Annotated in this window: 23 protein-coding genes and 1 tRNA gene; 16 read left to right on the plus strand and 8 right to left on the minus strand. The window is 66.3% G+C overall.

What is annotated here, in order from left to right; genetic code table 11:
- Positions 1-58 precede the first annotated feature (58 nt).
- The 8 genes from ATE59_RS04260 to ATE59_RS04295 all read left to right on the plus strand — a co-directional run bounded on the left by ATE59_RS04260 (position 59) and on the right by ATE59_RS04295 (position 8,033).
- Entirely contained in the window at positions 59-1,789 is a 1,731-nt protein-coding gene (locus tag ATE59_RS04260) for a DNA polymerase III subunit gamma/tau (protein WP_443029274.1), read from the plus strand.
- Positions 1,786-2,121, plus strand: a complete 336-nt coding sequence (locus ATE59_RS04265; protein ID WP_003044450.1) for a YbaB/EbfC family nucleoid-associated protein — start codon at positions 1,786-1,788, stop codon at positions 2,119-2,121. The genes ATE59_RS04260 and ATE59_RS04265 overlap by 4 nt, the downstream gene beginning before the upstream one ends.
- 247 nt (positions 2,122-2,368) lie before the next feature.
- Positions 2,369-4,765 (plus strand): endopeptidase La, encoded by a 2,397-nt coding sequence (gene lon, locus ATE59_RS04270; protein ID WP_058811323.1) that lies wholly within the window; start codon positions 2,369-2,371, stop codon positions 4,763-4,765.
- 171 nt (positions 4,766-4,936) lie between these two features.
- Positions 4,937-5,209: an HU family DNA-binding protein gene (locus ATE59_RS04275; protein ID WP_003044445.1), complete on the plus strand. Its 273-nt coding sequence runs from the start codon at positions 4,937-4,939 to the stop codon at positions 5,207-5,209.
- A gap of 162 nt (positions 5,210-5,371) precedes the next feature.
- Positions 5,372-5,446: transfer RNA gene (locus tag ATE59_RS04280), tRNA-Val, on the plus strand.
- A gap of 97 nt (positions 5,447-5,543) precedes the next feature.
- Positions 5,544-5,858: a PepSY domain-containing protein gene (locus ATE59_RS04285; protein ID WP_003044443.1), complete on the plus strand. Its 315-nt coding sequence runs from the start codon at positions 5,544-5,546 to the stop codon at positions 5,856-5,858.
- 100 nt (positions 5,859-5,958) lie between these two features.
- Positions 5,959-6,624 carry a response regulator transcription factor gene (locus tag ATE59_RS04290; RefSeq protein WP_003044440.1) on the plus strand — a complete coding sequence of 222 codons (666 nt, stop codon included), beginning with the start codon at positions 5,959-5,961 and terminating at the stop codon, positions 6,622-6,624.
- Positions 6,625-6,728: 104 nt separating this feature from the next.
- Positions 6,729-8,033: a sensor histidine kinase gene (locus tag ATE59_RS04295; protein WP_040590107.1), complete on the plus strand. Its 1,305-nt coding sequence runs from the start codon at positions 6,729-6,731 to the stop codon at positions 8,031-8,033.
- Positions 8,034-8,141: 108 nt separating this feature from the next.
- On the opposite strand, the gene ATE59_RS04300 is transcribed toward ATE59_RS04295, so the two are convergent.
- Entirely contained in the window at positions 8,142-8,321 is a 180-nt protein-coding gene (locus ATE59_RS04300) for a PspC domain-containing protein (RefSeq protein ID WP_003044434.1), read from the minus strand.
- A 61-nt stretch (positions 8,322-8,382) separates the two neighbouring features.
- Positions 8,383-8,511: a hypothetical protein gene (locus ATE59_RS18320; RefSeq protein WP_255265911.1), complete on the minus strand. Its 129-nt coding sequence runs from the start codon at positions 8,509-8,511 to the stop codon at positions 8,383-8,385.
- A 250-nt stretch (positions 8,512-8,761) separates the two neighbouring features.
- Between ATE59_RS18320 and recF the strand changes: the two genes are divergently transcribed.
- From recF to ATE59_RS04315, 3 genes are all read left to right on the plus strand, one after another.
- Complete coding sequence (recF, locus tag ATE59_RS04305; RefSeq protein WP_058811324.1) at positions 8,762-9,871, plus strand: DNA replication/repair protein RecF; 1,110 nt, start codon at positions 8,762-8,764, stop codon at positions 9,869-9,871.
- Positions 9,872-10,012: 141 nt separating this feature from the next.
- Positions 10,013-11,746: a class I adenylate-forming enzyme family protein gene (locus ATE59_RS04310; RefSeq protein ID WP_058811832.1), complete on the plus strand. Its 1,734-nt coding sequence runs from the start codon at positions 10,013-10,015 to the stop codon at positions 11,744-11,746.
- Positions 11,747-11,870: 124 nt separating this feature from the next.
- Complete coding sequence (locus tag ATE59_RS04315; protein WP_058811325.1) at positions 11,871-12,554, plus strand: hypothetical protein; 684 nt, start codon at positions 11,871-11,873, stop codon at positions 12,552-12,554.
- On the opposite strand, the gene ATE59_RS04320 is transcribed toward ATE59_RS04315, so the two are convergent.
- Positions 12,536-13,600: an endonuclease/exonuclease/phosphatase family protein gene (locus ATE59_RS04320; RefSeq protein ID WP_058811326.1), complete on the minus strand. Its 1,065-nt coding sequence runs from the start codon at positions 13,598-13,600 to the stop codon at positions 12,536-12,538. The two genes, ATE59_RS04315 and ATE59_RS04320, sit on opposite strands and share 19 nt — an antisense overlap.
- Before the next feature lie 156 nt (positions 13,601-13,756).
- Here ATE59_RS04320 and ATE59_RS04325 point away from each other — a divergent pair, with 156 nt between their 5' ends.
- From ATE59_RS04325 to ATE59_RS04335, 3 genes are read left to right on the plus strand one after another with little or no spacing between them, the layout of a single operon-like run.
- Positions 13,757-14,278: an RNA polymerase sigma factor gene (locus ATE59_RS04325; RefSeq protein WP_231737175.1), complete on the plus strand. Its 522-nt coding sequence runs from the start codon at positions 13,757-13,759 to the stop codon at positions 14,276-14,278.
- A 48-nt stretch (positions 14,279-14,326) separates the two neighbouring features.
- Positions 14,327-15,250 carry a FecR family protein gene (locus tag ATE59_RS04330; RefSeq protein ID WP_197409130.1) on the plus strand — a complete coding sequence of 308 codons (924 nt, stop codon included), beginning with the start codon at positions 14,327-14,329 and terminating at the stop codon, positions 15,248-15,250.
- Positions 15,229-17,622 carry a TonB-dependent receptor domain-containing protein gene (locus ATE59_RS04335; RefSeq protein WP_058811329.1) on the plus strand — a complete coding sequence of 798 codons (2,394 nt, stop codon included), beginning with the start codon at positions 15,229-15,231 and terminating at the stop codon, positions 17,620-17,622. The genes ATE59_RS04330 and ATE59_RS04335 overlap by 22 nt, the downstream gene beginning before the upstream one ends.
- On the opposite strand, the gene ATE59_RS17725 is transcribed toward ATE59_RS04335, so the two are convergent.
- Positions 17,594-17,752: a hypothetical protein gene (locus ATE59_RS17725; RefSeq protein ID WP_156416708.1), complete on the minus strand. Its 159-nt coding sequence runs from the start codon at positions 17,750-17,752 to the stop codon at positions 17,594-17,596. The genes ATE59_RS04335 and ATE59_RS17725 overlap by 29 nt on opposite strands.
- On the opposite strand from ATE59_RS17725, the gene ATE59_RS04340 reads away from it, so the two are divergent.
- Positions 17,751-18,551, plus strand: coding sequence for a DUF2334 domain-containing protein (locus tag ATE59_RS04340; protein WP_058811330.1), 801 nt, complete (start codon positions 17,751-17,753; stop codon positions 18,549-18,551). The two genes, ATE59_RS17725 and ATE59_RS04340, sit on opposite strands and share 2 nt — an antisense overlap.
- Here ATE59_RS04340 and ATE59_RS04345 read toward each other — a convergent pair.
- From ATE59_RS04345 to ATE59_RS04355, 3 genes are read right to left on the minus strand one after another with little or no spacing between them, the layout of a single operon-like run.
- Entirely contained in the window at positions 18,506-19,687 is a 1,182-nt protein-coding gene (locus ATE59_RS04345) for a glycosyltransferase (protein ID WP_058811331.1), read from the minus strand. The genes ATE59_RS04340 and ATE59_RS04345 overlap by 46 nt on opposite strands.
- Before the next feature lie 4 nt (positions 19,688-19,691).
- Complete coding sequence (locus tag ATE59_RS04350; protein WP_058811833.1) at positions 19,692-20,222, minus strand: DUF2141 domain-containing protein; 531 nt, start codon at positions 20,220-20,222, stop codon at positions 19,692-19,694.
- On the minus strand, positions 20,219-21,142 hold the full coding sequence (locus tag ATE59_RS04355) for a hypothetical protein (RefSeq protein WP_231737176.1): 924 nt from the start codon (positions 21,140-21,142) through the stop codon (positions 20,219-20,221). The genes ATE59_RS04350 and ATE59_RS04355 overlap by 4 nt, the downstream gene beginning before the upstream one ends.
- Before the next feature lie 169 nt (positions 21,143-21,311).
- Between ATE59_RS04355 and ATE59_RS17730 the strand changes: the two genes are divergently transcribed.
- Positions 21,312-22,526 carry a glycosyltransferase gene (locus ATE59_RS17730; RefSeq protein ID WP_058811332.1) on the plus strand — a complete coding sequence of 405 codons (1,215 nt, stop codon included), beginning with the start codon at positions 21,312-21,314 and terminating at the stop codon, positions 22,524-22,526.
- Here ATE59_RS17730 and ATE59_RS17490 read toward each other — a convergent pair.
- Positions 22,432-23,016 carry a TetR/AcrR family transcriptional regulator gene (locus ATE59_RS17490; RefSeq protein WP_162928236.1) on the minus strand — a complete coding sequence of 195 codons (585 nt, stop codon included), beginning with the start codon at positions 23,014-23,016 and terminating at the stop codon, positions 22,432-22,434. The two genes, ATE59_RS17730 and ATE59_RS17490, sit on opposite strands and share 95 nt — an antisense overlap.
- Between the last annotated feature and the right edge of the window lie 84 nt (positions 23,017-23,100).

A 23,100-nucleotide genomic window follows, 5' to 3' on the forward strand; every position in this document is an offset into this window, starting at 1 on the left:
GCGTAGCGGCGCGCGCATACCCTTCGACAATCGGCGCGGCGCATCCTAAAGACCGGCTATGGACGATTCCGCCGACGACACTCCGATGCTGGGCATGGACTTGCCAGAGGCGGCGCCCGCGCCGGCCTCGAACGGGCCTTACCGCGTCCTTGCCCGCAAATATCGGCCGCAGACCTTTGCCGAGCTGATCGGGCAGGATGCGATGGTCCGCACGCTCGGCAATGCGATCGCGCGCGACCGGCTGGCGCATGCCTTTCTGATGACCGGGGTGCGCGGGGTCGGCAAGACGTCGACCGCGCGGCTGATCGCCAAGGCGCTCAACTGCATCGGACCCGACGGGCAGGGCGGACCAACGATCGATCCGTGCGGCGTGTGCGAACCGTGCCGCGCGATAACCGAGGGGCGCCATATCGACGTGATCGAGATGGACGCCGCGTCGAACACCGGCGTCGACGATGTGCGCGAGATTATCGAGGCGGTGCGCTATGCTGCGGTGTCGGCGCGCTACAAGATCTATATCATCGACGAAGTGCATATGTTGTCGCGTAACGCGTTCAATGCGCTGCTGAAAACGCTGGAAGAACCGCCGCCGCACGTCAAATTCCTGTTCGCGACGACCGAGGTGAACAAGGTGCCGGTGACGGTGCTGTCGCGCTGTCAGCGGTTCGACCTGCGGCGCATCACCCCCGACATGCTGTTCGCGCATTTCAGTTCGATCCTGCAGAAAGAAGGGGTCGAGGCCGAGGCGCCTGCCATCTGGCTGATCGCCAATGCCGCTGAAGGATCGGTGCGCGACGGGCTCTCGATCCTCGACCAGGCGATCGCCCACGCCGATCTGGAGGCCGATGGTGCGGGCGGCGGGCGGATTTCGGCCGATCAGGTCCGCACGATGCTGGGCCTGTCGGATCGCACGGCGATCGCGCAACTGATGGCGACCGTGCTCGGCGGCGATGCGGGCGCCGCGATCGACCTTGCGCGCGCCCAATATGCGCTGGGGATCGAGCCGGTCGCGATGGTGCGCGGGTTGATGGACCTGACGCACGCGGTGACGCTGGCCAAGGTGGCGCGCCACGACGATCCGGCGCTGGTCGCCGCCGACCGCGAACGCATCGGCGATTGGGCCCAGAAGCTGGGCTTCGCGCCGCTCAACCGGCTGTGGCAATTGCTGCTCAAGGGGCATGACGAGGTGCTGCGCGCGAACAATCCGCTCGAGCATCTGGAAATGCTGTTGCTGCGCGTGATCTATGCTGCGTCGCTGCCCGATCCGGGCGAACTGGCGAAGCTGCTCGAATCGGGCGGCGTTCCGGCGATGCCGCTTGCAGCGCCGCAGCCTGCGCCCGGCGGCGATATGCCCGGCGCGTCGGTTGCGGTCGACACGCCGCCGCCGGTCGAGGCGGTGGAAGCACCGCCCCCTGCGGCGCTGACCATCGCGCAGATTCACCAGCTGCTCGAATCGACCGGCAATCACCGGCTTGCGGTCGACCTTTACGATCATCTGCGGCTGATCGCGCTCGAACCGGGGACGCTGACGTTCGCGCCCGTGCCGGCGCTCGGCGAAGGCTTTGCCCGCGACATGGCCGACGCATTGCTTGCGGCAACGGGAAATCGCTGGTCGGTGCGCGCGGGCGAGGGTGAAGGCCGGCCCAGCCTGGCGCAAATGCGCGCCGCGAAACTGGCCGATAATGATGCGCGAATCCGCGAACTGCCCGTGGTAAAGGCCGTTTTGGCGGCATTTCCCGACGCAAGACTTGTCGAGGATGGCGACAATCGCCATAAGTCCGCCCCATGAAATCGATCGAAGAAATGATGAAGGCGGCGCAGGAAGCGGCTGCCACGGTGCAGGCCCAGATGCAGGAGGCGCAGGCCAAGCTCGACAATGTCGAGGTCGAGGGCGTTTCGGGCGGCGGTCTGGTCAGGATTACGGCGACCGCCAAGGGCCGGATCAAGGCGATTGCGATCGACGACAGCCTGATGGTTCCCGCCGAAAAGCAGATGCTCGAAGACCTGCTTGCCGCTGCGTTCAATGACGCGCGCGAAAAGGCCGATCAGGCGAGCAACGAGGAAATGGGCAAGATGACCAGCGGCCTGCCGCTGCCGCCCGGGTTCAAGCTGCCGTTTTGATGCGGATCCCGCTGTCCCGTTCGTCCTGAGGAGGGGCTGAGCGTAGTCGAAGACTCCTCTCGAAGGACTAGTGCGGCGCCAGCATCCTTCGAGACGCCATTTCGGCAAGCTCAATGGCTCCTCAGGACAAACGGAAGTGGAGCGTTCATGCCCACCGTCATTGAATGCGCGCCAAGTTACGCCATATTAGCGATAACCACCCTATTAAAAGGGCGGCGCGCGGTCTTGCGCCCGCTCAGGAGCCCTGATGAACCAGTCTTTTCCCCTTCTGCCCCTGCGGGACATTGTCGTTTTTCCGCACATGATCGTGCCGCTGTTCGTCGGCCGCGATCGCTCGGTCGCCGCGCTCGAAGCGGCGATGGAAGCCGATAAGGAAATTTTCCTCGTCGCCCAGCTCGATCCGGGCGAGGACGATCCTGTCCGCGACGATCTGTACGATACCGGCGTGATCGCGACGGTTCTGCAATTGCTCAAACTACCCGACGGCACCGTCCGCGTGCTGGTCGAAGGCAAGCAGCGCGCCAAGCTTCAGTCGCTCGACGATGACGGCAAGGCCGTGATGGCAACGGTCGAGCCGATCGCTGATGCCGTCGACGACAGTGTCGATACCGCGGCGCTGATGCGCTCGGTCGTCGACCAGTTCGAAAGCTATGCCAAGCTCAACAAGAAGATGCCAGCCGAAACCGCGGTGCAGTTGTCGCAGATCGACGATTCGTCGCGCCTCGCCGACTCGGTTGCTGGCAACCTCAACATCAAGGTCGCCGACAAGCAGGCGCTGCTTGTCGAGAATGCGCCCGCGAAGCGGCTCGAAATGGTGTTTGCCTTCATGGAAGGCGAACTCGGCGTGCTGCAGGTCGAAAAGAAGATCCGCGGCCGCGTGAAGCGCCAGATGGAAAAGAGCCAGCGCGAATATTATCTCAACGAGCAATTGAAGGCGATCCAGCGCGAACTCGGCAACGACAATGGCGAGGGCGGCGACGATCTGGCTGAACTGCAGGCCAAGATTGACGGCCTGAAGATGTCGAAGGAAGCCAAGGCCAAGGCGAACGCCGAGCTCAAGAAGCTGCGTGCGATGGCGCCGATGTCGGCCGAGGCGACGGTGGTGCGCAACTATCTCGACACGCTGATCGGCTTGCCGTGGGGCAAGAAGTCGAAGCTGAAAAAGGACATTGCGAAGGCGCAGGACGTCCTCGACGCCGATCATTTTGCGCTCGAAAAGGTCAAGGACCGGATCGTCGAATATCTGGCGGTCCAGGCACGCACCAACAAGCTGAAGGGGCCGATCCTGTGCCTCGTCGGTCCTCCGGGCGTCGGCAAGACCTCGCTCGGCCGCAGCATCGCCAAGGCCACGGGCCGCGAATTCGTGCGCCAGTCGCTCGGCGGCGTGCGCGACGAGGCCGAAATCCGCGGCCACCGCCGCACCTATATCGGCTCGCTGCCGGGCAAGATCGTGACCAACCTCAAAAAGGCCGGCACGATGAACCCGCTGTTCCTGCTCGACGAGATCGACAAGCTGGGTCAGGATTTCCGCGGCGATCCGGCATCGGCGCTGCTCGAGGTGCTCGACCCCGAACAGAATGCGAAGTTCCAGGACCATTATCTGGAGGTCGACGTCGACCTTTCGGACATCATGTTCGTGACCACCGCCAACTCGCTCAACCTGCCGCAACCGCTGCTCGATCGCATGGAGATCATCCGGCTCGAAGGCTATACCGAGGATGAGAAGGTCGAGATCGCCAAGCGCCATCTGATCGCCAAGCAGGTCGAGGCGCACGGGCTGAAGGCCGGCGAGTTCGAGCTGACCGACGAAGGTCTGCGCGACCTGATCCGCTATTATACCCGCGAAGCCGGCGTCCGGACGCTCGAGCGCGAGATTGCGCGTCTGGCGCGCAAGGCGCTGCGCAAGATCCTCGAAGGGAAGGCGGAAAGCGTCGTGGTGAGGCCCGAAAACCTCTCCGAATTTGCGGGCGTGCGCAAATTTCGCCACGGCGTTTCGGACCGCGAGGATCAGGTGGGCGCGGTTACCGGCCTTGCCTGGACCGAGGTCGGCGGCGAACTGTTGACGATCGAAGCCGTCACTGCGGCGGGCAAGGGGCAAGTACGCACCACCGGCAAGCTGGGCGAGGTGATGACCGAGTCGGTGCAGGCCGCGCTGTCCTTCGTCAAGGCGCGGGCGCCCGCCTATGGCATCAAGCCCAGCCTGTTCGCGCGCAAGGACATCCACATCCACCTGCCCGAAGGCGCGGTGCCCAAGGACGGGCCCTCGGCCGGCGTGGGCATGGTCACGGCGATGGTGTCGACGCTGACCGGCATCGCGGTGCGCAAGGACGTTGCGATGACCGGCGAGGTTACGCTGCGTGGCCGCGTGCTGGCGATCGGGGGCCTCAAGGAAAAGCTGCTTGCGGCTCTGAGGGGCGGCATCACGACCGTTTTCATTCCCGAAGAGAATGAAAAGGACCTGGTCGAGATTCCGGCGAACATTACCGCGGCGCTGAAGATCATTCCGGTGAGTCATGTCGATCAGGTGCTCGCCGAGGCGCTGGTCAGCCCTGTCGAGCCGATCGAATGGACCGAAGCCGACGAATTGGCCGCTTCACCGCCGATTTCGGCGGGTGGAGACCCCGAATCGGCGATTCGGCACTGACCGGACCGCCGACGGGGCTTCCGCAAGGGCCTTTTCATCGCAAAATCGGCATTTTGGCCGGTTTCGCGCCGCTTTTTGCTTTGACAAGGCGGGGCGAAACATCGTTAGTGGCGCGCCATGGCTTCGGGCCATGAGAATCATTCAACAACCACACACAGGGGTTCCTTAGGCATGAACAAACAAGACCTGATCGCCGCCGTCGCTGACTCGAGCGGCCTCACCAAGGGCGATGCGAGCAAGGCTGTCGAAGCTGTGTTCGATTCGATCACCGGCGCGCTGAAGAAGGGCGGCGAAGTCCGTCTCGTCGGCTTCGGCACCTTCGCGGTCAGCAAGCGCAAGGCGTCGACCGGCCGTAACCCGCGCACCGGCGAAACGATGACCATCGCGGCGTCGAACCAGCCGAAGTTCAAGGCCGGCAAGGCCCTCAAGGACGCCGTCAACTAATCGCTGGCGCTTCTTGACGAAGAAACATCTCGGGCCGTGGCGCAAGCTGCGGCCCGATTTGCATTTCGGGGGTGCCGAGTCGCAAATCGGCGTTGCAATCGCGGCGCGAGCGGTTATGGACGGCCCGCTTTCGGACGCGGCGCAGCCGCTTCGGTCCGGGACGGGCGCGTAGCTCAGCGGTAGAGCACACCCTTCACACGGGTGGGGTCACAGGTTCAATCCCTGTCGCGCCCACCATCGCCGGGTTGACCGGTCGGTGGCCGTCGCATTGTAAAACATCGGCTGACGGGGCCATTCATCGCCTATTCAATGCATAGGGGCTAAATCTCCCGGCATGATCCGCACCCTGACCTTCTCGATTGCCTCGGCACTGCTGCTTGCTGCAGCCGGTCCTGCGGCTGCGCGCGGCGATCGCGACCGCGATCAGGACAATTTGCGCGAAGCGGCGGCGCAGGGGCAGGTAATCCCGCTCAACCGCCTGATCGCCGATGTCCGTTCGCGCGCGCCCTACAGCAATATGACCTATCTCGGCGGCCCGCAGTTCGATGCGCGCCAGATGGTCTATGCCCTCAAGTTCATGGACGGCAGCCAGGTGGTGATCGTCTATGTCGACGCGCGCACCGGCCGGATCGTCGGCCGCAGACCCTGACATTTTTCGCTGCAACGACATTTTGCGATGATCGTTGCGTCTTGGTAGAGAGGCGTTCGGCCCGCCCTGTCCGGCGGGTTCGCAGACGAAAGGTGCCTGAATGCGGATTTTGATTGTCGAAGACGAACCCACGCTGGGTCCGCAGCTCAAGGCGACGCTGGAGGGGAACGGCTATGCCGTCGACCTCGCGACCGATGGCGAAGACGGGCACTTCCTGGGCTCGACCGAAGATTATGACGCCGCGATCCTCGACCTCGGCCTGCCCGAAGTCGACGGGCTGACCGTGCTCGATCGCTGGCGCCGCGAAAAGCGCAACTTTCCCGTTCTCGTGCTGACCGCGCGCGACAGCTGGTCGGACAAGGTCGCCGGGCTCGACGCGGGTGCCGACGATTATCTCGCCAAGCCGTTCCAGACCGAGGAATTGATCGCTCGTCTGCGCGCGCTGATCCGCCGCGCCTCTGGCAATGCGTCGAGCGAGTTGATCGCGGGCAAGGTGCGGCTCGACACGCGCTCGGGCCGCGTCACGCTCGATGGCGAGCCGGTCAAGCTGACCGCGCAGGAATATAAACTCCTGTCCTATCTGCTGCACCACAAGGGCAAGGTCGTGTCGCGCACCGAACTGATCGAGCATATCTACGATCAGGATTTCGATCGCGATTCGAACACGATCGAGGTGTTCGTCACCCGCATCCGCAAGAAACTGGGCGCCGACATCATCACGACAATCCGCGGCCTCGGATATCAGCTCGACGATCCGCAGGGCTGATCATGGCCGAGGCCGACGCCGCCTCGCCGATCGCGCCCGGCCCCGAAACCCGCACGGAGCCGGCCGCGCTGGCGAGCCTCACGACAGGCTCGCTCGCGCGGCGCATGATTGCGATTGCGGCGCTGTGGATTTCGGTGCTGCTGATCGGCGGCGGCTTCGCGCTCGACCGGGTGCTGACCGGCGCGATCACGCGCAACTTCGATTCGAGCCTCGAATATGTGCTGATCGCGATGATCCGCTCGTCGGAGATCGGCCCCGATGGCGAGGTGCGGCTGATCGAGCCACTCGGCGACCAGCGCTTCCTCGAACCCTATAGCGGCCTTTATTGGCAGATCAGCGGCGGCGGGCAGGAGCCCTATCGCTCGCGCTCGCTGTGGGAGCGCACGCTCAAATCGCCCAAGCCGCACGTCGATACCGGGCTTCATACCTATGACAGCACGCAGTTTCCCGACGAACAGCTGCGCATATTGGAGCGCAACGTCATCCTTCCGGGCAGCAAGACCAACTGGCGTTTCCAGATCGCACAGTCGCGTCAGGCACTCGACGAGCAAATCCGCGCGGTGCGCGCGACGCTGATTCCCAGCCTGGGGCTGCTTGGCGTCGGGCTGATCGTTCTGGCCGCGCTGCAGACCTTTTACGGCCTCTGGCCGCTGCGCCACATCCGGCGCGCGATCGCAGCGATGCGCGGCGGTGAAAACCGCCGCGTCATCGCGCCGCTGCCGCTGGAGGTGCAGCCGATGGTCGAGGAATTGAACGCGCTGCTCGCGCATAACGAAAAGCAGGCAGAGGAGGCGCGGCTGCACGCCGGCAATCTGGCGCATGCGCTCAAGACGCCGCTGACCGTGCTGCTCAACAGCGCCGCGGGGTCGGACAGCGAACTTGCGGAAACGATCCGGCGCGAGGCGGCGACGATGCGGCGGCAGGTCGATCATCATCTGGCGCGCGCGCGGGCGGTCGGGCGCCGCGGGGCGGCGCAGGCGCGCGCCGTTGTCTGGGACAGCGTCGACAGCGTGCTGCGCGCGCTGACCCGCCTCCATCCCGACGTGCGTTTCGACGAGGCGGGCGACAAGACGCTGGTGGCGCGCGTCGAGCGGCAGGATCTGGACGAATTGATCGGAAACCTGCTCGAAAATGCGGCCAAATATGGCGGCGGGAGCGTTTTCGTGACCGTGCAGCGCGCGGGCGGCATGGCCGAGATATTGATCGAGGACGACGGCCCCGGCATTTCGCCCGCCGACCGTCAGCGTATCTTCGACCGCGGCGTCCGGCTCGACAGCGGCAAGCCGGGGACGGGGCTTGGCCTCGCCATCGTCCGCGACGTTGCTGAAATCTATGGCGGCAGCGTCGCGCTCGAAGAGAGCGAGGATCTTGGCGGGACGCTCGTACGGCTCAAACTGCCCGCCGGCTAGGTGCGCCGCGCAAAAGAAAAGGCCCACCGGCGGACCGGCGGGCCTTCGATTGTGGAAATATGCGGGGCCGGTGCGACATGCCTGAAAGGCGGCCGGCCCGTGGCTGCGTTACGGCGCGAGGATCGCGACGGTCAGATAGACCAGCAGCGGCAGGCCGAAGCCCAGCAAAGTCAGTGCCACAAAGGCGACGCGCGTCCACAAGACGTCGAAGCCGAAGTGGTCCGCCATGCCGGCGCAGACGCCGAAGACCATGCCATCGCGACGATTCTTGCGAAAACCCTGTTTCATTTCTTTCCTTTCCGTCCCGGTCCCTCCGGGACCGGCGTTGTTCGTGGGTGGGGGCGGCTGGTCAGATGACCAGCCGGCCGAGTTCCGCACCGTTCGGGCCAGCAGCGGCCAGGAACATGATCGAGCAGTAGAGCGTGGCAACCGCCGCGATGGCGTAGCTCTTGAGCGATTCGGTGTTGAAATGAGCCATGATATAATCCTTTCGTTCCTCCCACCCGGACCATCCGGTGGATGCCAGTAGCAATGCAGGAGGCGTGCCAATTTCATTCATTGGCGGTTAACCGCGGTTTTTTCGACGTTGAAACTATATTTCAGCGGGAAAAAATCAATGATGTGGTAAAAATTGCCTCAAATTGGAATTTTTTGCGTTTCACCTTTGGCGTGCAGCGATGATGCGCGGGACTCGCATCGCACACAGGGCTGGGGTAGGCGCAACGCAGATGACGCTGATCCGCCTTTCGTTGACCGATTTCCGCAATCACGCGGGGGCCGATCTGGCGGCCGGGCCGGGTCTTGTCGCGCTTCACGGCGACAATGGCGCGGGCAAGACGAATATATTGGAGGCGATATCGCTGCTCGCGCCGGGGCGCGGGCTTCGGCGCGCGGCGCTACCCGATATGGTGCGCGACGGCGCCGCCGGCGGCTTCGCGGTGTTCGGCGAGGTGCAGGGTGATCCCGCGCTCGCCCCCGTGGCGCTTGGTACCGGGGTCGAACCCTCGGCACCGGGGCGCCGGATCGTCCGGATCAACGGCAGTGCCGCGGCGGCGACGGCACTCGGCGACTGGCTCGCCATCCTCTGGCTCACCCCGGCAATGGACCGTTTGTTCGTCGAAACGGCGGGCAATCGGCGGCGCTTCCTTGACCGCCTCGTCCTCGCCCTTGACCCGCGCCATGCCCAGCATGGCAATCGTTATGAAGCGGCGATGCGCGCGCGGGGCAAATTGCTTGCCGACCTTTCCGCCGCCGATCCGCAATGGCTCGCGAGCCTCGAGGCGCAGCTTGCCGAGCATGGCGCGGCGATCGACGCGGCGCGTCAGCGGACGCTCGCGGCGTTATCGGCCGAACTGGCGGAACAGCCCGACGCGCCCTTCGCGCGCCCGCTGCTGACCCTTGTCGATGCCGAGGGCGCACCGCGCGGCGCGGTGCAAGACGCCGCGGCGCTGCGCGATCTGTTTGCGGCACGGCGCCGGATCGACGCCGCCGCCGGGCGCGCGACCGCCGGCCCGCACCGCGACGATCTTGCCGCCGTCCACGCGGCGAGCGGCCGCGCCGCGGCGCGCTGCTCGACCGGCGAGCAAAAGGCGATGCTGCTCTCGCTCGTTCTTGCGCACAGCGATTGCGTGGCGCGCGACCGTGGACAGCGGCCGATATTGCTGCTCGACGAAGTCGCCGCACATCTCGATCCGCTGCGCCGCGCCGCGCTTTATGGGCGCCTAGCCGGCCAGGGCGGGCAGGCGTGGCTTACCGGCACCGAGGCGGCGCTGTTCGATGCCATGCCCGGCCCGGTAACGCGCTTTCGGGTTGCGGGCGGGCGGATCGCGCCGGGCTAGGGCGTCGCCGCGCCGCGACGAACGCTGCGCCTTTCCATGCTTCGCCCGCTTGTGCGGCCCGTCGTTCGTCCGTAACGCTGAGGCGAATCTCCGGCGCCCGACCGGACGGATATGGGAGCAATGCGCGTGACGAGTGACGTGATGACAGAGCCGCTGGTGGCGCTCGATCCGGCCTGGCCGAAAATGTCGATGGCCGATGCAACCGCGGTGCTGACCGCGCCCGGCGCGCGCTTCGAGATGGAGACGGTGACGATCCGCGGCGTGCCGACGCGCGTCTGGAAAAATGCCCCTAACGATCTGGGCGTCCTCCTCGACCTGTCGCGCACCCATGGCGCGCGGCCGTTCACCATCCTCGACGACGACCGCATCAGCTTCGAGGCCAATTGGCGCGCGACCGCGGCGCTGGCGCATGCGCTGCAGGACATGGGCGTCGGCAAGGGCGACCGTGTCGCCTTTGCGATGCGCAACCTGCCCGAATGGCCGATGGTTTTTTTCGCGATCACGACGATCGGCGCGATCGCAGTGCCGCTCAATGCATGGTGGACCGGTGCCGAACTGGCCTATGGCATCCGCGATTCGGGCGCAAAGGTCGTGATCGTCGATGGCGAGCGGCTCGAGCGGCTGCGCGATCATCGCGAAGAGCTGGGCGGCGTATCGCGCTGGATCGTCGCACGCGGCGGCGCTGATGACGATACGACGGCGCTCGAGGATATCGTCGGCGCGCCCGCGAGCTGGGCGGCGCTTCCCGATATCGCGCGGCCCGTCGTTGCGATCGATCCCGATGACGAGGCGACGATCTTCTACACCAGCGGCACCACGGGCAATCCCAAGGGCGCGCTCGGCACCCATCGCAATCTGATGAGCAATATCCTCTCGGGCGGCTTTTCGGCGGCGCGCAGCTTTCTGCGCCGCGGCGAAGCGATCCCCGATCCGCAGCCGCGCACGACGCTGACCGTCATTCCGATGTTTCACGTCACAGCCTGTTCGGCCAGCCTGATGGGCAGCATGGCGGCGGGCAACACGACGATCTTCATGCGCAAATGGGACGCGGTGCAGGCGATGGAGATCATCGCGCGCGAAAAGGTCAATGTGACCGGCGGCGTGCCGACGATCGCCTGGCAGCTGATCGAGCATCCCGACCGCGCCAACTACGACCTCTCGTCGATCGAGGCGATCGCCTATGGCGGCGCGCCGTCGGCGCCCGAACTGGTCAAGCGCATCTACGAAGAATTCGGGGCGCTGCCGGGCAACGGCTGGGGGATGACCGAAACGATGGCGACAGTGACGTCGCATTCGTCGGAAGATTATCTCAATCGTCCGACCAGCGCCGGGCCGGCGGTTGCGGTCGCCGACCTTGAAATCCGCGACGATGATGGCGTGACGGTGCTGCCGACGGGAACGGTCGGCGAGCTGTGGGCGCGCGGCCCGATGATCGTCAAAGGCTATTGGAACAAGCCCGAGGCGACGGCCGAAACCTTTGTCGACGGCTGGGTGCGCACCGGCGATCTCGCGCGCCTTGATGACGAAGGCTTCGTCTATATCGTCGACCGGGCGAAGGACATGGTGCTGCGCGGCGGCGAGAATATCTATTCGTCGGAAGTCGAAAACGCGCTCTACGAACACCCGGCGGTCACCGATTGCGCGATCATCGGCATCCCGCATCGCACGCTGGGCGAAGAACCCGCGGCGGTCGTCCATCTGGCGCCGGGCATGACGGCAAGCGAGAGCGAATTGCAGGATTGGGTGCGCGCGCGGCTCGCCGCCTTCAAGGTGCCGGTGGCGGTGCATTTCGTCGCCGACACGCTGCCGCGCAATGCCAATGGCAAGATATTGAAGAAGGATCTGAAGGCGCTGTTCGCCGACCGCGCAAGCTGACCCGCTTTTTGGGGCAACGGGGGTGCGGCTTTGCCACCCCCGCGACGTCTTCCGGGCAAAGGATAGGCCTTTGCCAAATTTTCTACATGATTCTCGGTTCGACGTTCGCCGGCTGCGCGGCGCGATGATCCTGTCCCTCCTGACGCTGGGCGCCTGCGGGGCGCCGCATTCGCCTTCTGATCAGGCGATTGCGACCTTCTCGCTGACGACGCGCGCGGGGATTACCGATTATGCGGTCGATCCCGATCCGCTCAAACATGCCGCTGCCGGCTATTTTCGCGATGTGGCGGTGGCGGCGCCAGACGAATCGGTCGGGCAGTTTCGCGCTCGCGTCGCCACCGCCATCTATTCCGAAAAAGGCGTCCACGCGTCGCTCGGTTCGGCGGCGCAGCAGGCGATCGTGCCGCGGCTCGCCGCGCTCGATGCCGCCGCGCGGCAGGACGACCGGCAGGGTGCGGGACTCGCGGCGCTCGAAATCTATCGCGCGCTGATCGAGGATATGGCGACCGTGTCGAAGGCGACAACGGCGATGGCGCTGATCGATTATGCGCAATTGGCCGGGGCCGCGCGTCTTGCGGCGGCGCGGCCGGACTGGTCCGGGGTCGATGCGGCGATGACAATGGCGGGCCAGCATTGGGATGACATTGCGGGCGACGTCGGCGACACGGCGCTGGCGGGCCAGATGGGTGCGGCGCTGAAGGCGGCACAGGATGGCGCGGCGCGGCGCGACGATGCCGCAACCGAACAGGCGCTGCAGGCCGCAAGGCCATCGATCGATCGCCTGATCGCCTATTTCAAACGGACATAGCCGAGCGGGCCGCGTGCGGCGGTCGGCGTGAGCGGCGCAAGGCGGTAACGCGCGACATAGCCGATATGGTCGGACAGCATGCGGCCGTCGGCGCTGCGTCCGAACGGCACCGATATGGCCACGGCGGTGAGCGCGGCGATGCGGGTCGAGGCGAATAATTGCCAGTCCTTGGCGCGGTGAAAGCTTTCGAGCGCGGCGCGGGGCAGGCCGCTTGTGCTGCGCGAACAGGCGTGCATCGCATCGTCGAGCCCACCGGTGCGCGCTGCACCCCACCAGCCGCCCGTCGCCGATGCGAAGGCGCGGGCGCGCGGCGCGATCTTGCCGACGTTGAAGTCGCCGGCAAAGATGATCGGATAGCGATGCCATGGGCTTTGCGCCATGAACCGTCCGGCTGCGTCGAGCTGGCGGCGATAGGCATAGTCGGCGCGTTCGTCGGAAACCCCCGACGCCCCCCGCGAATTGAAATGCGCGGTGGTCACGACGACCGGCGTCGCCGCGCCCGGAACCGCGACGAGCGCCATCAATATGCCCTTGTTGGCAAGGCAGTCATAACCGGCACAGGCATAGGCCGGAAAGGGCGCGCGGCGTACCGCGAGGATCGGATAGTCCGACAGCAGTTGCAGCCCGCTGCCGAGCAGCTTGCCCGACCGCTCGCCCTTGAACCACGATGCCGCGGCAGCGAAGCGGCGGTCGGCGTCGGTGGCGGGCAGGCTGCTGCGATCGGTGGCGGCCGGGCCGTCCACGACATAGCGATAGCCGCTTTCTGCGCCGATCCGCTGGGCGGAGCGGGTGAAGGCTTCCTGCAGCACGACGATATGCGGCTGGGTTCCCGCCTGCCGCATCGCGCGCAGCCGCGCCGCGATCTGTCCGAAATCATCGCTGCGCCCCCAGGCAAGCGGCCAGGGAAGACCATGGATATTGTAGGTGAGGACACTGATCGGCGTTGCGGGGGCTGGGGGAGGCGCGGCAGTTGCGGTGCAACTCGCGGCCATCGCCCCCGCCAACGCGGCGGTCCGGAGCGGGCGGCGGGACAGGGCTTGGGACATGGGGCAAGGCTCCCGCTACGCAATTCGACCATCGCCCCTGTCAAATGGACGGCACCGCGCGCGCTTTTCCGCATCCGCACGAGAAAAGCGTCGCATTGCCGATCGATGGGCGCGATCCGATTGCGACTTGGGCGCGGCATTGGTATGGGGCGGCGCATGATCGCCGACGGTCTGGAAGGGGCGTTCCTGGCCCACCGCGCAGCGCTGGAACGTTTCGTGCGGGCCCGCTGCGGCGACGCGTCGGATGCCGAGGATATTCTGCAGGATCTGTGGATCAAGATCGGCGGTATCGCGGCGGTTCCCGATGACCCGCTGTCCTATCTCTATCGCGTCGCCGACAATCTGGTGATCGACCGCCGCCGCTCGGCACAGCGCCGCGAGCGGCGCGACGATGCGTGGAACGCGCTGGCAACGGACGATGCGGGCGAGGCATCGCCAGCGCCCTCGGCCGAGCGCGCGGCGATCGCGAAGAGCGAGCTGGCGTGCGTCGCGGCGCTGTTCGACGAACTGGGCGAGCCGACCACCGGCATCTTCCGCAGCTACCGCATCGACGGCACGCCGCAGCGCGACATAGCCGCGCATTTCGGCCTCAGCCTGAGCGCTGTCGAAAAACATCTACAAAAGGCCTACAAGGCCGTATTGCAATTACGTGACAAACTCGATGCGGAAAATGACTGACCAGACCGTCCTAGCTGCGAAGGGACGGTTTTAGGCATGGTAAACGGCATGACAGAGCAGGAGGCGGTGGGCTGGTTCGTCCGGCAGCGCGACCCTGCGCATGCCGATTGGCCTGCCTTCACCGCGTGGCTGGAGGCCGATCCTGCGCACGCCGCGGCCTATGACCGGGTGGCGATCGCCGATGCGGCGATGACCGAGGCCCTCGCCGCGCGCCCCTTGGCTGCGGATCGCCCCGACGCCGCGCCTGCCAACGACAATGCCCCCGGATTCTTCCGCCGCTATGGTGCCGTTGCCGCCGCGCTGCTTGTCGCGGTGAGCGCATGGCCGGTCTACCGCATCGCGGTGCCGACCTATGCGGTCGAGACCGCGCTCGGCGAGCAGCGCAGCGTGACGCTGGACGACGGGACGGTGATCGACCTCAACGGCGGAACGCGCGTGACGCTCGACCGCCGCAATCCGCGCATCGCCACGCTCGAAAGCGGCGAGGCGGTGTTCCGCGTCACCCACGATCCGGCCGATCCCTTCACCGTCGTATCGGGCGATATGCGACTGCGCGATGTCGGCACGGTCTTCAACGTCGCGCGCGAGGACGGACGTGCCGAAGTGAGCGTTGCCGAAGGCGCGGTGATGTTCGATCCCGATCGCGCGGCCCTGCTGCTGCGCGCCGGGCAGCGGCTGCACATCGCGCATAGCGGCGCCGCACCGGTCGTCACCCGCGTCGATCCCGCCACGGTGGCAGGGTGGAAGACGGGCCGCCTCGATTTCACCGCGACGCCGCTGTCGGACATCGCGCCCGACCTGTCGCGCGCGCTTGGCGCCCCGATCGCGGTCGATCCCGCCATCGCCGATCGCACCTTTACGGGCACGATCCTGATCGACGGCAAGGATAAGGCCGCTATAGAAAAGATCGCGATCCTGATGGGCGTTTCGGCCCGCAAGGTCGGCGAGGAGTGGCGACTGACCGCGAACTGATGGTGCAGCGTTACAGGCAATGGGCAGCGGCCAGCCTCGTGGCGGCTCTGGCCCCCGCGTCGGTCCATGCCGCCGAGACGCATCGCTTTGCCATCGCTGCCGGCCGGCTCGACCAGGCGATCCTCGACCTCGGGCGCCAGGGCGGCGTCAGCGTCGCGCTTGCCGATCCTGCTATGGGCGAGATCCGCGTGCGCCGCGTCGCCGGCACGATGGATGCCGAAACCGCGCTCGCGCGGCTGCTGCGCGGCACCGGGCTGGGCGTGACCATCATCGACGCGCGCAGCTTTCGCATCGTGCGCGTCCCCGTGCGGGCGCGCCCGGCACCGCCGCCGCGCCGCCCGGCGCCGCGCCCCGCGATCCCGCGCCCGGGCGACCCCGCGCCGCCCGAAGAGATTATCGTCACGGCCAGCAAGCGCGACACCGCGCTCGCCGACTATCCCGCAGCGGTTACGGTGATGCGCCTCGATGACAGTTTCGCGGGCGCGCCCGGGCAGCATGGTTCGGACGTCATCGTGCGCCAGCTTCCCTCGGTCAATTCGACCAACCTAGGCCCCGGCCGCAACAAGCTGTTCATTCGCGGCGTCGCCGATTCGAGCTTCACCGGCCCGACACAGGCGACGGTGGGGCAATATTTCGGCTATGCGCGGCTCAACTATAATGCGCCCGATCCCGACATCGCGCTCTATGACATCGACAAGATCGAGGTGCTGGAAGGGCCGCAGGGGACGCTTTACGGCGCCGGGTCGCTCGGCGGCATCATCCGCATCGATCCGGCAAAGCCCGACAGCGGCGGTTTCGCGGCGCGGATGCAAGCGGGCTATGCGCTGACCCAGCACGGCGCCGACAGCCACGATGCGGCAGCGACGCTCAACCTGCCGCTCCTGACCGATCGTGCTGCGCTGCGCGTCGTCGGCTATCACCGCATCGACGGCGGCTATATCGACGACAGCGCCCGCGGGCTCAGCGACGTCAACCGCAGCCGCATCTTCGGCGGGCGCGCGGCGCTGCGTGTGACACCGGGCGACGGCTGGACGATCGATGCGGGCTGGGTGCGGCAGGACATCCAGACGCGCGACGGCCAATATTCGGAGGCCGGGCTGCCCGACCTGACGCGGCAGAGCCTGATCGCGCAGCCCTTCGACAATGATTATTCGCTACTCTACGCCACGGTCGAAAAAAGCTGGGGTCCGCTGGTGCTGCGATCGACCGGTGCGATCGTGTCGCACGATCTGGCGAACCGCTTCGATGCGTCGGCGCTCGGCGGCGGGAGCCCCTTGGCCTTTACGCAGGATATTGCGATCCGCCAGCACGCCAATGAAACGACACTGTCGCGGCAGGGCGCGCACGGGCATGGCTGGATCGCGGGGATCAGCATCACCGACGGGAAGGACCGGACCCGGCGCGCGCTCGGCGACCCCGCCGCGCCCGCCCCGATCGCCGATATTCTGAACGAGCGCAGCGAGGTTGCGCTGTTCGGCGAATGGACCTTCGGCCTTGCGCCACGGCTCAGCGCGAGCCTTGGTGGCCGCTATGCCCATACGCGCTTTTCGGGCGAACTGATCGATCCTGCAAACCCGAACCCGCCCGAACCGCGCCGCGCCGTCGACTATTTCGTGCCCGCCGTGGCGCTGCGCTGGAAACCGGGGGGCGGCTGGCTGATCTACGGGCGCTATCAGGAGGGATTCCGGCCCGGCGGATTGTCTGTGAGCAGTCCGGGAAGCGCGGTCGCCTTCCAGTCGGATACCATCGCGACGTTCGAACTCGGCGCGCGGCGCGGGTCGCCCGATCATGATCCGCTCAGCGTGGCGCTTTCGGGCTCCTACGCGCGCTGGGAATCGATTCAGGCCGATCTCGTCGATGCGCAGGGTTTCCCCTACACGGACAATATCGGCAATGGTTCGATTCTCGGATTCAGCGCGTCTGCGACGTGGAACGCCACCCCGTCGCTGCGCCTCGACGGCAGCGCCTTTCTCAACCACAGCAGCCTGACCCAAGCCGCACCGGCCTATGCGCGGGCGGAGGACAATGATCTGCCCAATATCGCGCAGTGGGGCGCGCGGGTGGGCGCGCGCTGGGTGCAGATCGTCGGCGCCGATGCCCGCCTGTCGATTGCCGCCGATGCGCGCTATGTCGGCAAATCCTATCTCGGCGTCGGCAATCTGCTCGACATCAGCCAGGGCCGCTATGTCGACACGGCTCTGAACCTGCGTCTTGAGCGCGGGCGTTTCGGCTTTGCGCTAGGTGTCACGAACCTGTTCAACGCCGATCGTAACCGCTTTTCCTATGGGAACCCCTTCACCGTGGTCGCCGGTCGGCAGGAAACGCCGCTGCGGCCCCGCACCGTCAGGATTGGCCTGGATGCAGCCTTTTGAACGGCGGTTCAGCCGCGCGCGGCGGCGGCGCCTTTGCGGGCGCGGCGCGGGTGCGAGGCGCCTTGTCCGCGTTGCGGCTGCCCCAGACGAGCAAGCGATAGACCATCGCCATCAAGGACATGTCAGTCATGCGGCCCTCCGATAAATCCTCGCGCAAATTCCTCGCCTCGATCCACGACGTCAGCCCGCGCTTCGCCGACGAGGTCGATCGCCTGCTCGACCAACTCGTCCGCCACCTTGGCGGGCCGAAGCTGGCGATGCTGGTCGTTCCCGATCATTGGGACAGCGCGCCGATCGCCGAGGACCGGGGCTTTCAGAGCCGCCTGCGCGGCTGGGCCGACGCGGGCGTTGAAATGTTCGTCCACGGCTGGGCGCATCGCGACGACAGCCGGCACAGCGGCGCGCTCGACGGTTTCCGCGCGCGCCACATGACGGCGGGCGAGGGCGAGTTCCTCGGCCTTGACCACGCCACCGCGCTGGCGCGGATGACGGCGGCCAAGAAACTGGTTGAGGACGTGACAGGGGTTGCCGCAACCGGTTTCATCGCGCCCGCGTGGCTCTACGGAGCTGGGGCTCTGTCCGCTTTGCCACAGGCCGGATTTGCGATGGCCGAGGATCATATGAAGGTGTGGAATCCGCAAACCGGCGCAGTGCTCGCGCGCGGTCCGGTCATCACCTGGGCAAGCCGCAGCAGGGCGCGGATCGCCAGTTCCTTGTTGTTTTCTGCGCTCGCGCGGCATGCACTGAAACCGATGCGCGACGTGCGCGTCGCGGTGCATCCGGGCGATGCGCATGTGCCCAGCCTTGTGACCAGCATCGACAAATGCTGTGCCGCGCTGCTCGCGGGGCGCCGGGTCGCGCGCTATGCGGATCTCGCGGCCGATCATGCCGCCACCCGCGACGAACGCGCGGTGATCAGCGCGTCATAATGGCGGAGCAGGTCCGCGACATGGTCGCGGTCCGATCGGACGGCGATGGCGGCACGGCGCGCCGCCTGACGGACCGCCGCGCGATCGCGCGCGCAGAAACGGGCGATGGCCTGCGTCGCCGCCGCGGCATCGCGTGCGGCATAGGTTTCGGCAAATTCTGGGCGCGCGATCTCGGCACAGCCGCCTTCGTCGGGGACGATCAGCGGCAGGCCCGACGCCAGAGCTTCCGACGCCACCAGGCCGAAGGTTTCGCCTTCGCACCCGTGGATCAGCGCGTCGCAGCTCGCCATCAATGTCGCCAGTTGCGGCCGGTCGTAGATTGGCTGGAACATGCGGATATGGGGATTGCCGCCGACCTGCTTGCGCAGCGCGGCGCTCGCCGGTCCCTTGCCGATCAGGATCAGGCCGACGGGTTCGCGGGCGGCGGCGGCCTGCACCGCGTCGATCACCATGTCCCACCGCTTTTCGCCATGGTGCCGCCCGATGCCGAGCAGCAGGGTGGCGCTTTCGGGCAGGTCGCATTGCGCCAGCAGGTCGGCGCGCAGGCTGGCGTCGCGCAGGGTCGGTGAAAAGGCGGCGCGGTCGATGCCCAGCGCGACGCAATGCGCCGGACCGATGTGGCGGTCGCTTAGCCGCTTGCCCAGCGAATCGCCGCAGACCACCAGACTGTCGAACAGCGGCATCGCGCGGCGCAGATAACGATTGAACCATTCGAAGGCCGCGTCGATCTTTTCGCGCGAGGCGATTCGTCCGAACCAGCGCTGTGGATAGGATACGACCGGGTCGCTGTGCAGGAAAAAGACCTTCGCGGCGTCGCCGGCCCATTTTCCGACGATCCACGCGGGGCGCCAGGGCGAAGAGGCTTCGACGACATCGGGGTGCAACCGGTCGAGCCAGGCATGGATCGGCGCCGCATCCCAGAACATGCGATAATTGGCGTCGAACGGCAGCGGCGGCGCCTTGACCCAGATGATCCGGCCGCCGGTCGCGCGCACTTCCTCGCGATCCTCGGCGCCGGGCGCGAGGACGATCAGTTCGTGGCCGGCTTCGGCAAGCAACTGCATCTTGCGGTCGACATAGGAGCGGATGCCGCCGCCGGTGGGGGAATAGAATTCGCAGACGTCGACGATCCGCATCGTCTTAATCCTTCTTGACCGGCGAAAAGCCCAGGCCGTGGAAATAATTCATCATCACGTGCATTTCCGTGACGCCGTTGCCCAGCGTCACCGCGGCCTTCGCCGATTTGGGTTTGCTCCACCCCAATTTGGGATTGCCGGGAAAGCCGACGCCGTCGGAGGAAAAGCTGAACTTGTGCTTGCCGTCGCGGTCGTGGATCATCGCGAAGCTGTAGCGGCCAGGCCGCGGCGCCCGGATGCACACCGCGACCGGACCGGCGGCGGGGGCGGCAAATTCGATGCGGCGAAAATCCTTGCCCGCTTTCTGAAGGACGAAATCATCCTCCAGAAAATCCTTGTCGTTGCTCGGGAAAAGCTCGACCCGGATGCGTCCCTTGCGGTCCTTCAGCCCGTCGAGCCAGACGAGCAGCGCCGGCGTCGTCGAACCTGCGGCGCAGGCCGGCGCGTCGCCATAAACCGCGGCGCGTGCGGACGGCATCATCGCGGCTGAAGCCAGCATGGCGGCGGCGACGGCGGGGAAGCGGAAACGGGTCATGCGGCCGCTCCCTTGCGCAGCGGCAGCCATGTCAGGGCAAAAACGATGACGTGGCAGAGCAGGGTCAGCGCGACCGTCAGTGCGACGAGCCGCGTCACCGCGGCGTCGTTGCCGACCAGAAAGACCGCCAGATTGGCAAAGACGATGTCCTTGTTGGGGACGAGCGGCAGGCGCGCGACGAGCTGGCGTCCCGTCACGAGCAACATCCAGAGCGCAAGCGGTACGAGCGGCAGCGCAAGATGCCAGCACAGCGCGAGCAGCGCGGTGTAGGCGATAGTGCGGACGAGGTGGACGAGGAACACCCAGCGCAGCTCGCTTGCGGGAAGCGAGAACAGGCGGCCGCGGAACAGCAGGATGGCGAGCGACAGGGCAAGCATGACCCCTACCGACCCCAGGATCGGGCGGATATGCTCGGCGGGCAGCAGCGAATAGGCGAAGGGCGTGGCGATGGCGAGCAGTGCCAGCGTGAAGATGTTGCCGACGACCGCCGACAGGATGCTGACATCCTTGATCGCCGCAAAGGGCGCCGCGATCATGTTGAGCCGGGTCCGCGCCCAGGCGTAGAAATAGGCTTCGCCCGAATAGCCGAGCAATATCTCGTTCGCGACCAGCTTGCGCAGGATCGGCACGATGCCCGACAGCGGCAGGCCCCACAGCCGCCGGAAAATCACCAGATCGGACAGCGGCTGCACCGCATAGATGGCAAGGAAGACCAGATAGAAAAGCGGGTTGGTCGGTAGCGCCTCATGCAGCGCGGCCAGTCCGCCGCCCAGAAGCTCGCGCATCAGTCCGGCGAGCAGCGCCAGGCTGAGCAGGCCGCTGAGCAGCGCCGGCCAGCGACTGCGGATCGGTGTCAGCGGCTCGAGCGCGGCAAGAGGCGGCGTCGATGTGGGGGCTGCGGCAACCGTCAATCCGTTCACGCTTTTATCCCGTTTGTGTCGTACCAGCGATTTTTCGCTTCTTCAGCTTCAGACGCCGCGGCGCGGCCGATCCCGCATCGGCGCGTGCGGAAAATCGGCGCGCGCGGCGTCTTGTCGATGGAAGGGCGTCCGATGCGGGCGCCGGTGTGGCATCGGGAAGGCCAGCGGCGTGGCGCGAGCGCAGCACATCGTCATCATTTTCCATGATTTTTCGTTCGGAGGGACCGAGGTGATCGCGCTGCGGCTGGCGCGCGAATGGGTGGCGCAGGGGCGCCGCGTCACCTTGCTCTGCGGCACATTCGATGGTCCGCTGCGCTCCGCCGTGCCGCGCGGCGTCCACACCGAGCGTCTCGAACCCGAAATTCCCAGAAGCCCGCTTTCGCGCCTGCGCCTGCGGCGTGCGCTGTCGGCGGCGATCGCTCGCCTGCGGCCGGACGTCGTCTTTCTGCCGGGCAATTTTCATCATGTGCTGGCGGGCGCCGTGCGCGATTTGCCGCGGCGGCCGAAGGTCGTGGCGAAGATCAGCAATCCGCTGGCGCCTTCGGCGATCCCGGCGCTACGCGCGCTGCTTGCGCGGGCCTTTCGTTGGGCGGCGCGCGATGTCGACTGGTTCGCCGCCATGTCGACCGGGCTCGCGGACGATGTGCGTGCGCTGACGGGACGCGCGGACGTCAGCGTGATCTTCGATCCCAATATCGACACGATCATAAATTTGCCGGACGCGAGGAAGGTGCCGGGCACCGGGCCGCTGCATCTGCTGGCGGCGGGGCGACTCGTCGAGCAGAAGGATTTCGGTCTCGCGGTTCGAATCGTCGCCGAACTGGCCAAGCGCCGCGACGTGCGGCTGACGATTGCGGGCGATGGGCCCGACGCGCCGCGGCTGGCGCGGCTGGCGCGGCGCTTGGGCGTTGCGGACCGGATCGCGCTTCCGGGGCGCCTCGCATCAATCGGGCCGGCGCTCGACCACGCCGACCTGCTTCTGATTACCTCGCGCTACGAAGGTGGGCCTGCGGTTGCGGTCGAAGCCCTCGAACGCGGCGTTCCGGTTGTCGCCACCGATTGTTCGCATTTTCTGCGCGATTTGCTCGCGGACGGTGATTGCGGCGCGATCGTCGCCAGCCGCGACCCGGCGGTGATCGCCAAGGCCATGCTCGAATGGATCGACCGGCAGGATCGTCGGCCCTTTTCTCCGGCGGTCGTTACCGAGCCTTTCGGCACGGCTTTCGCTGCGCGCCGCTATCTCGACCTCTTCGATCGTCTGGCCGGGGAGGGCAGTTGCGCTGCGCCGGTCAGCAGGTCAACGCCGCCGCAAACAGGCAGCGAAAACGCTCAACGCACTCGGCCCCTTCTTCGGCATCGAGCTCGAAATTATCGACCTTCATGATCGTCCGCAGGACGCCGACGCCCATCAGGATCGCCAGCAGCATATTGGCGCGCATCTCGCCCTGATCGCCGCCGATCGTTCCCGCGAGCGGCTCCAGAACGTCGCGGTTGACCAGTTCGCGGATGATATCGCCCGCCTTGGGAGACGAGGCCGAGCGCAGCATGATGACGAACATCTCCATGCGATGATGGCGGTCGGCGTCATCGTCTTCGGCGACGAGTTGCGCCAGAAAACCGGGCAATTCGTCGATGCTTTTGGGCTCGCGGAACAGATGCGGCTTTGCTTCGTCGCTGACGACTTCGCGGAACAGGCCTTCCTTGCCGCCGAAATAGCGGCTGATCAGCGCGACATCGACCCCGGCATCGCCCGCAATGTCGCGCAGTCCGACATTCTCATACGCCTCACGCAGAAAGCGTTGGTGCGCGGCCGCCAATATAGACGCGCGGGTTGCAACGGCATCGCGCCGTTTAATGGTTGAGGTCCTCTCCATTTTTCCGTCCATAATGGTGAATGAGAATAAATCAACAACTGTTGACTTAGGATGAACGGCCGACTAGTGGACAGCGACCGTCAT

The sequence above is a fragment of the Sphingopyxis sp. A083 genome (assembly GCF_001468495.1).
Classification (GTDB): Bacteria; Pseudomonadota; Alphaproteobacteria; order Sphingomonadales; family Sphingomonadaceae; genus Sphingopyxis; species Sphingopyxis terrae.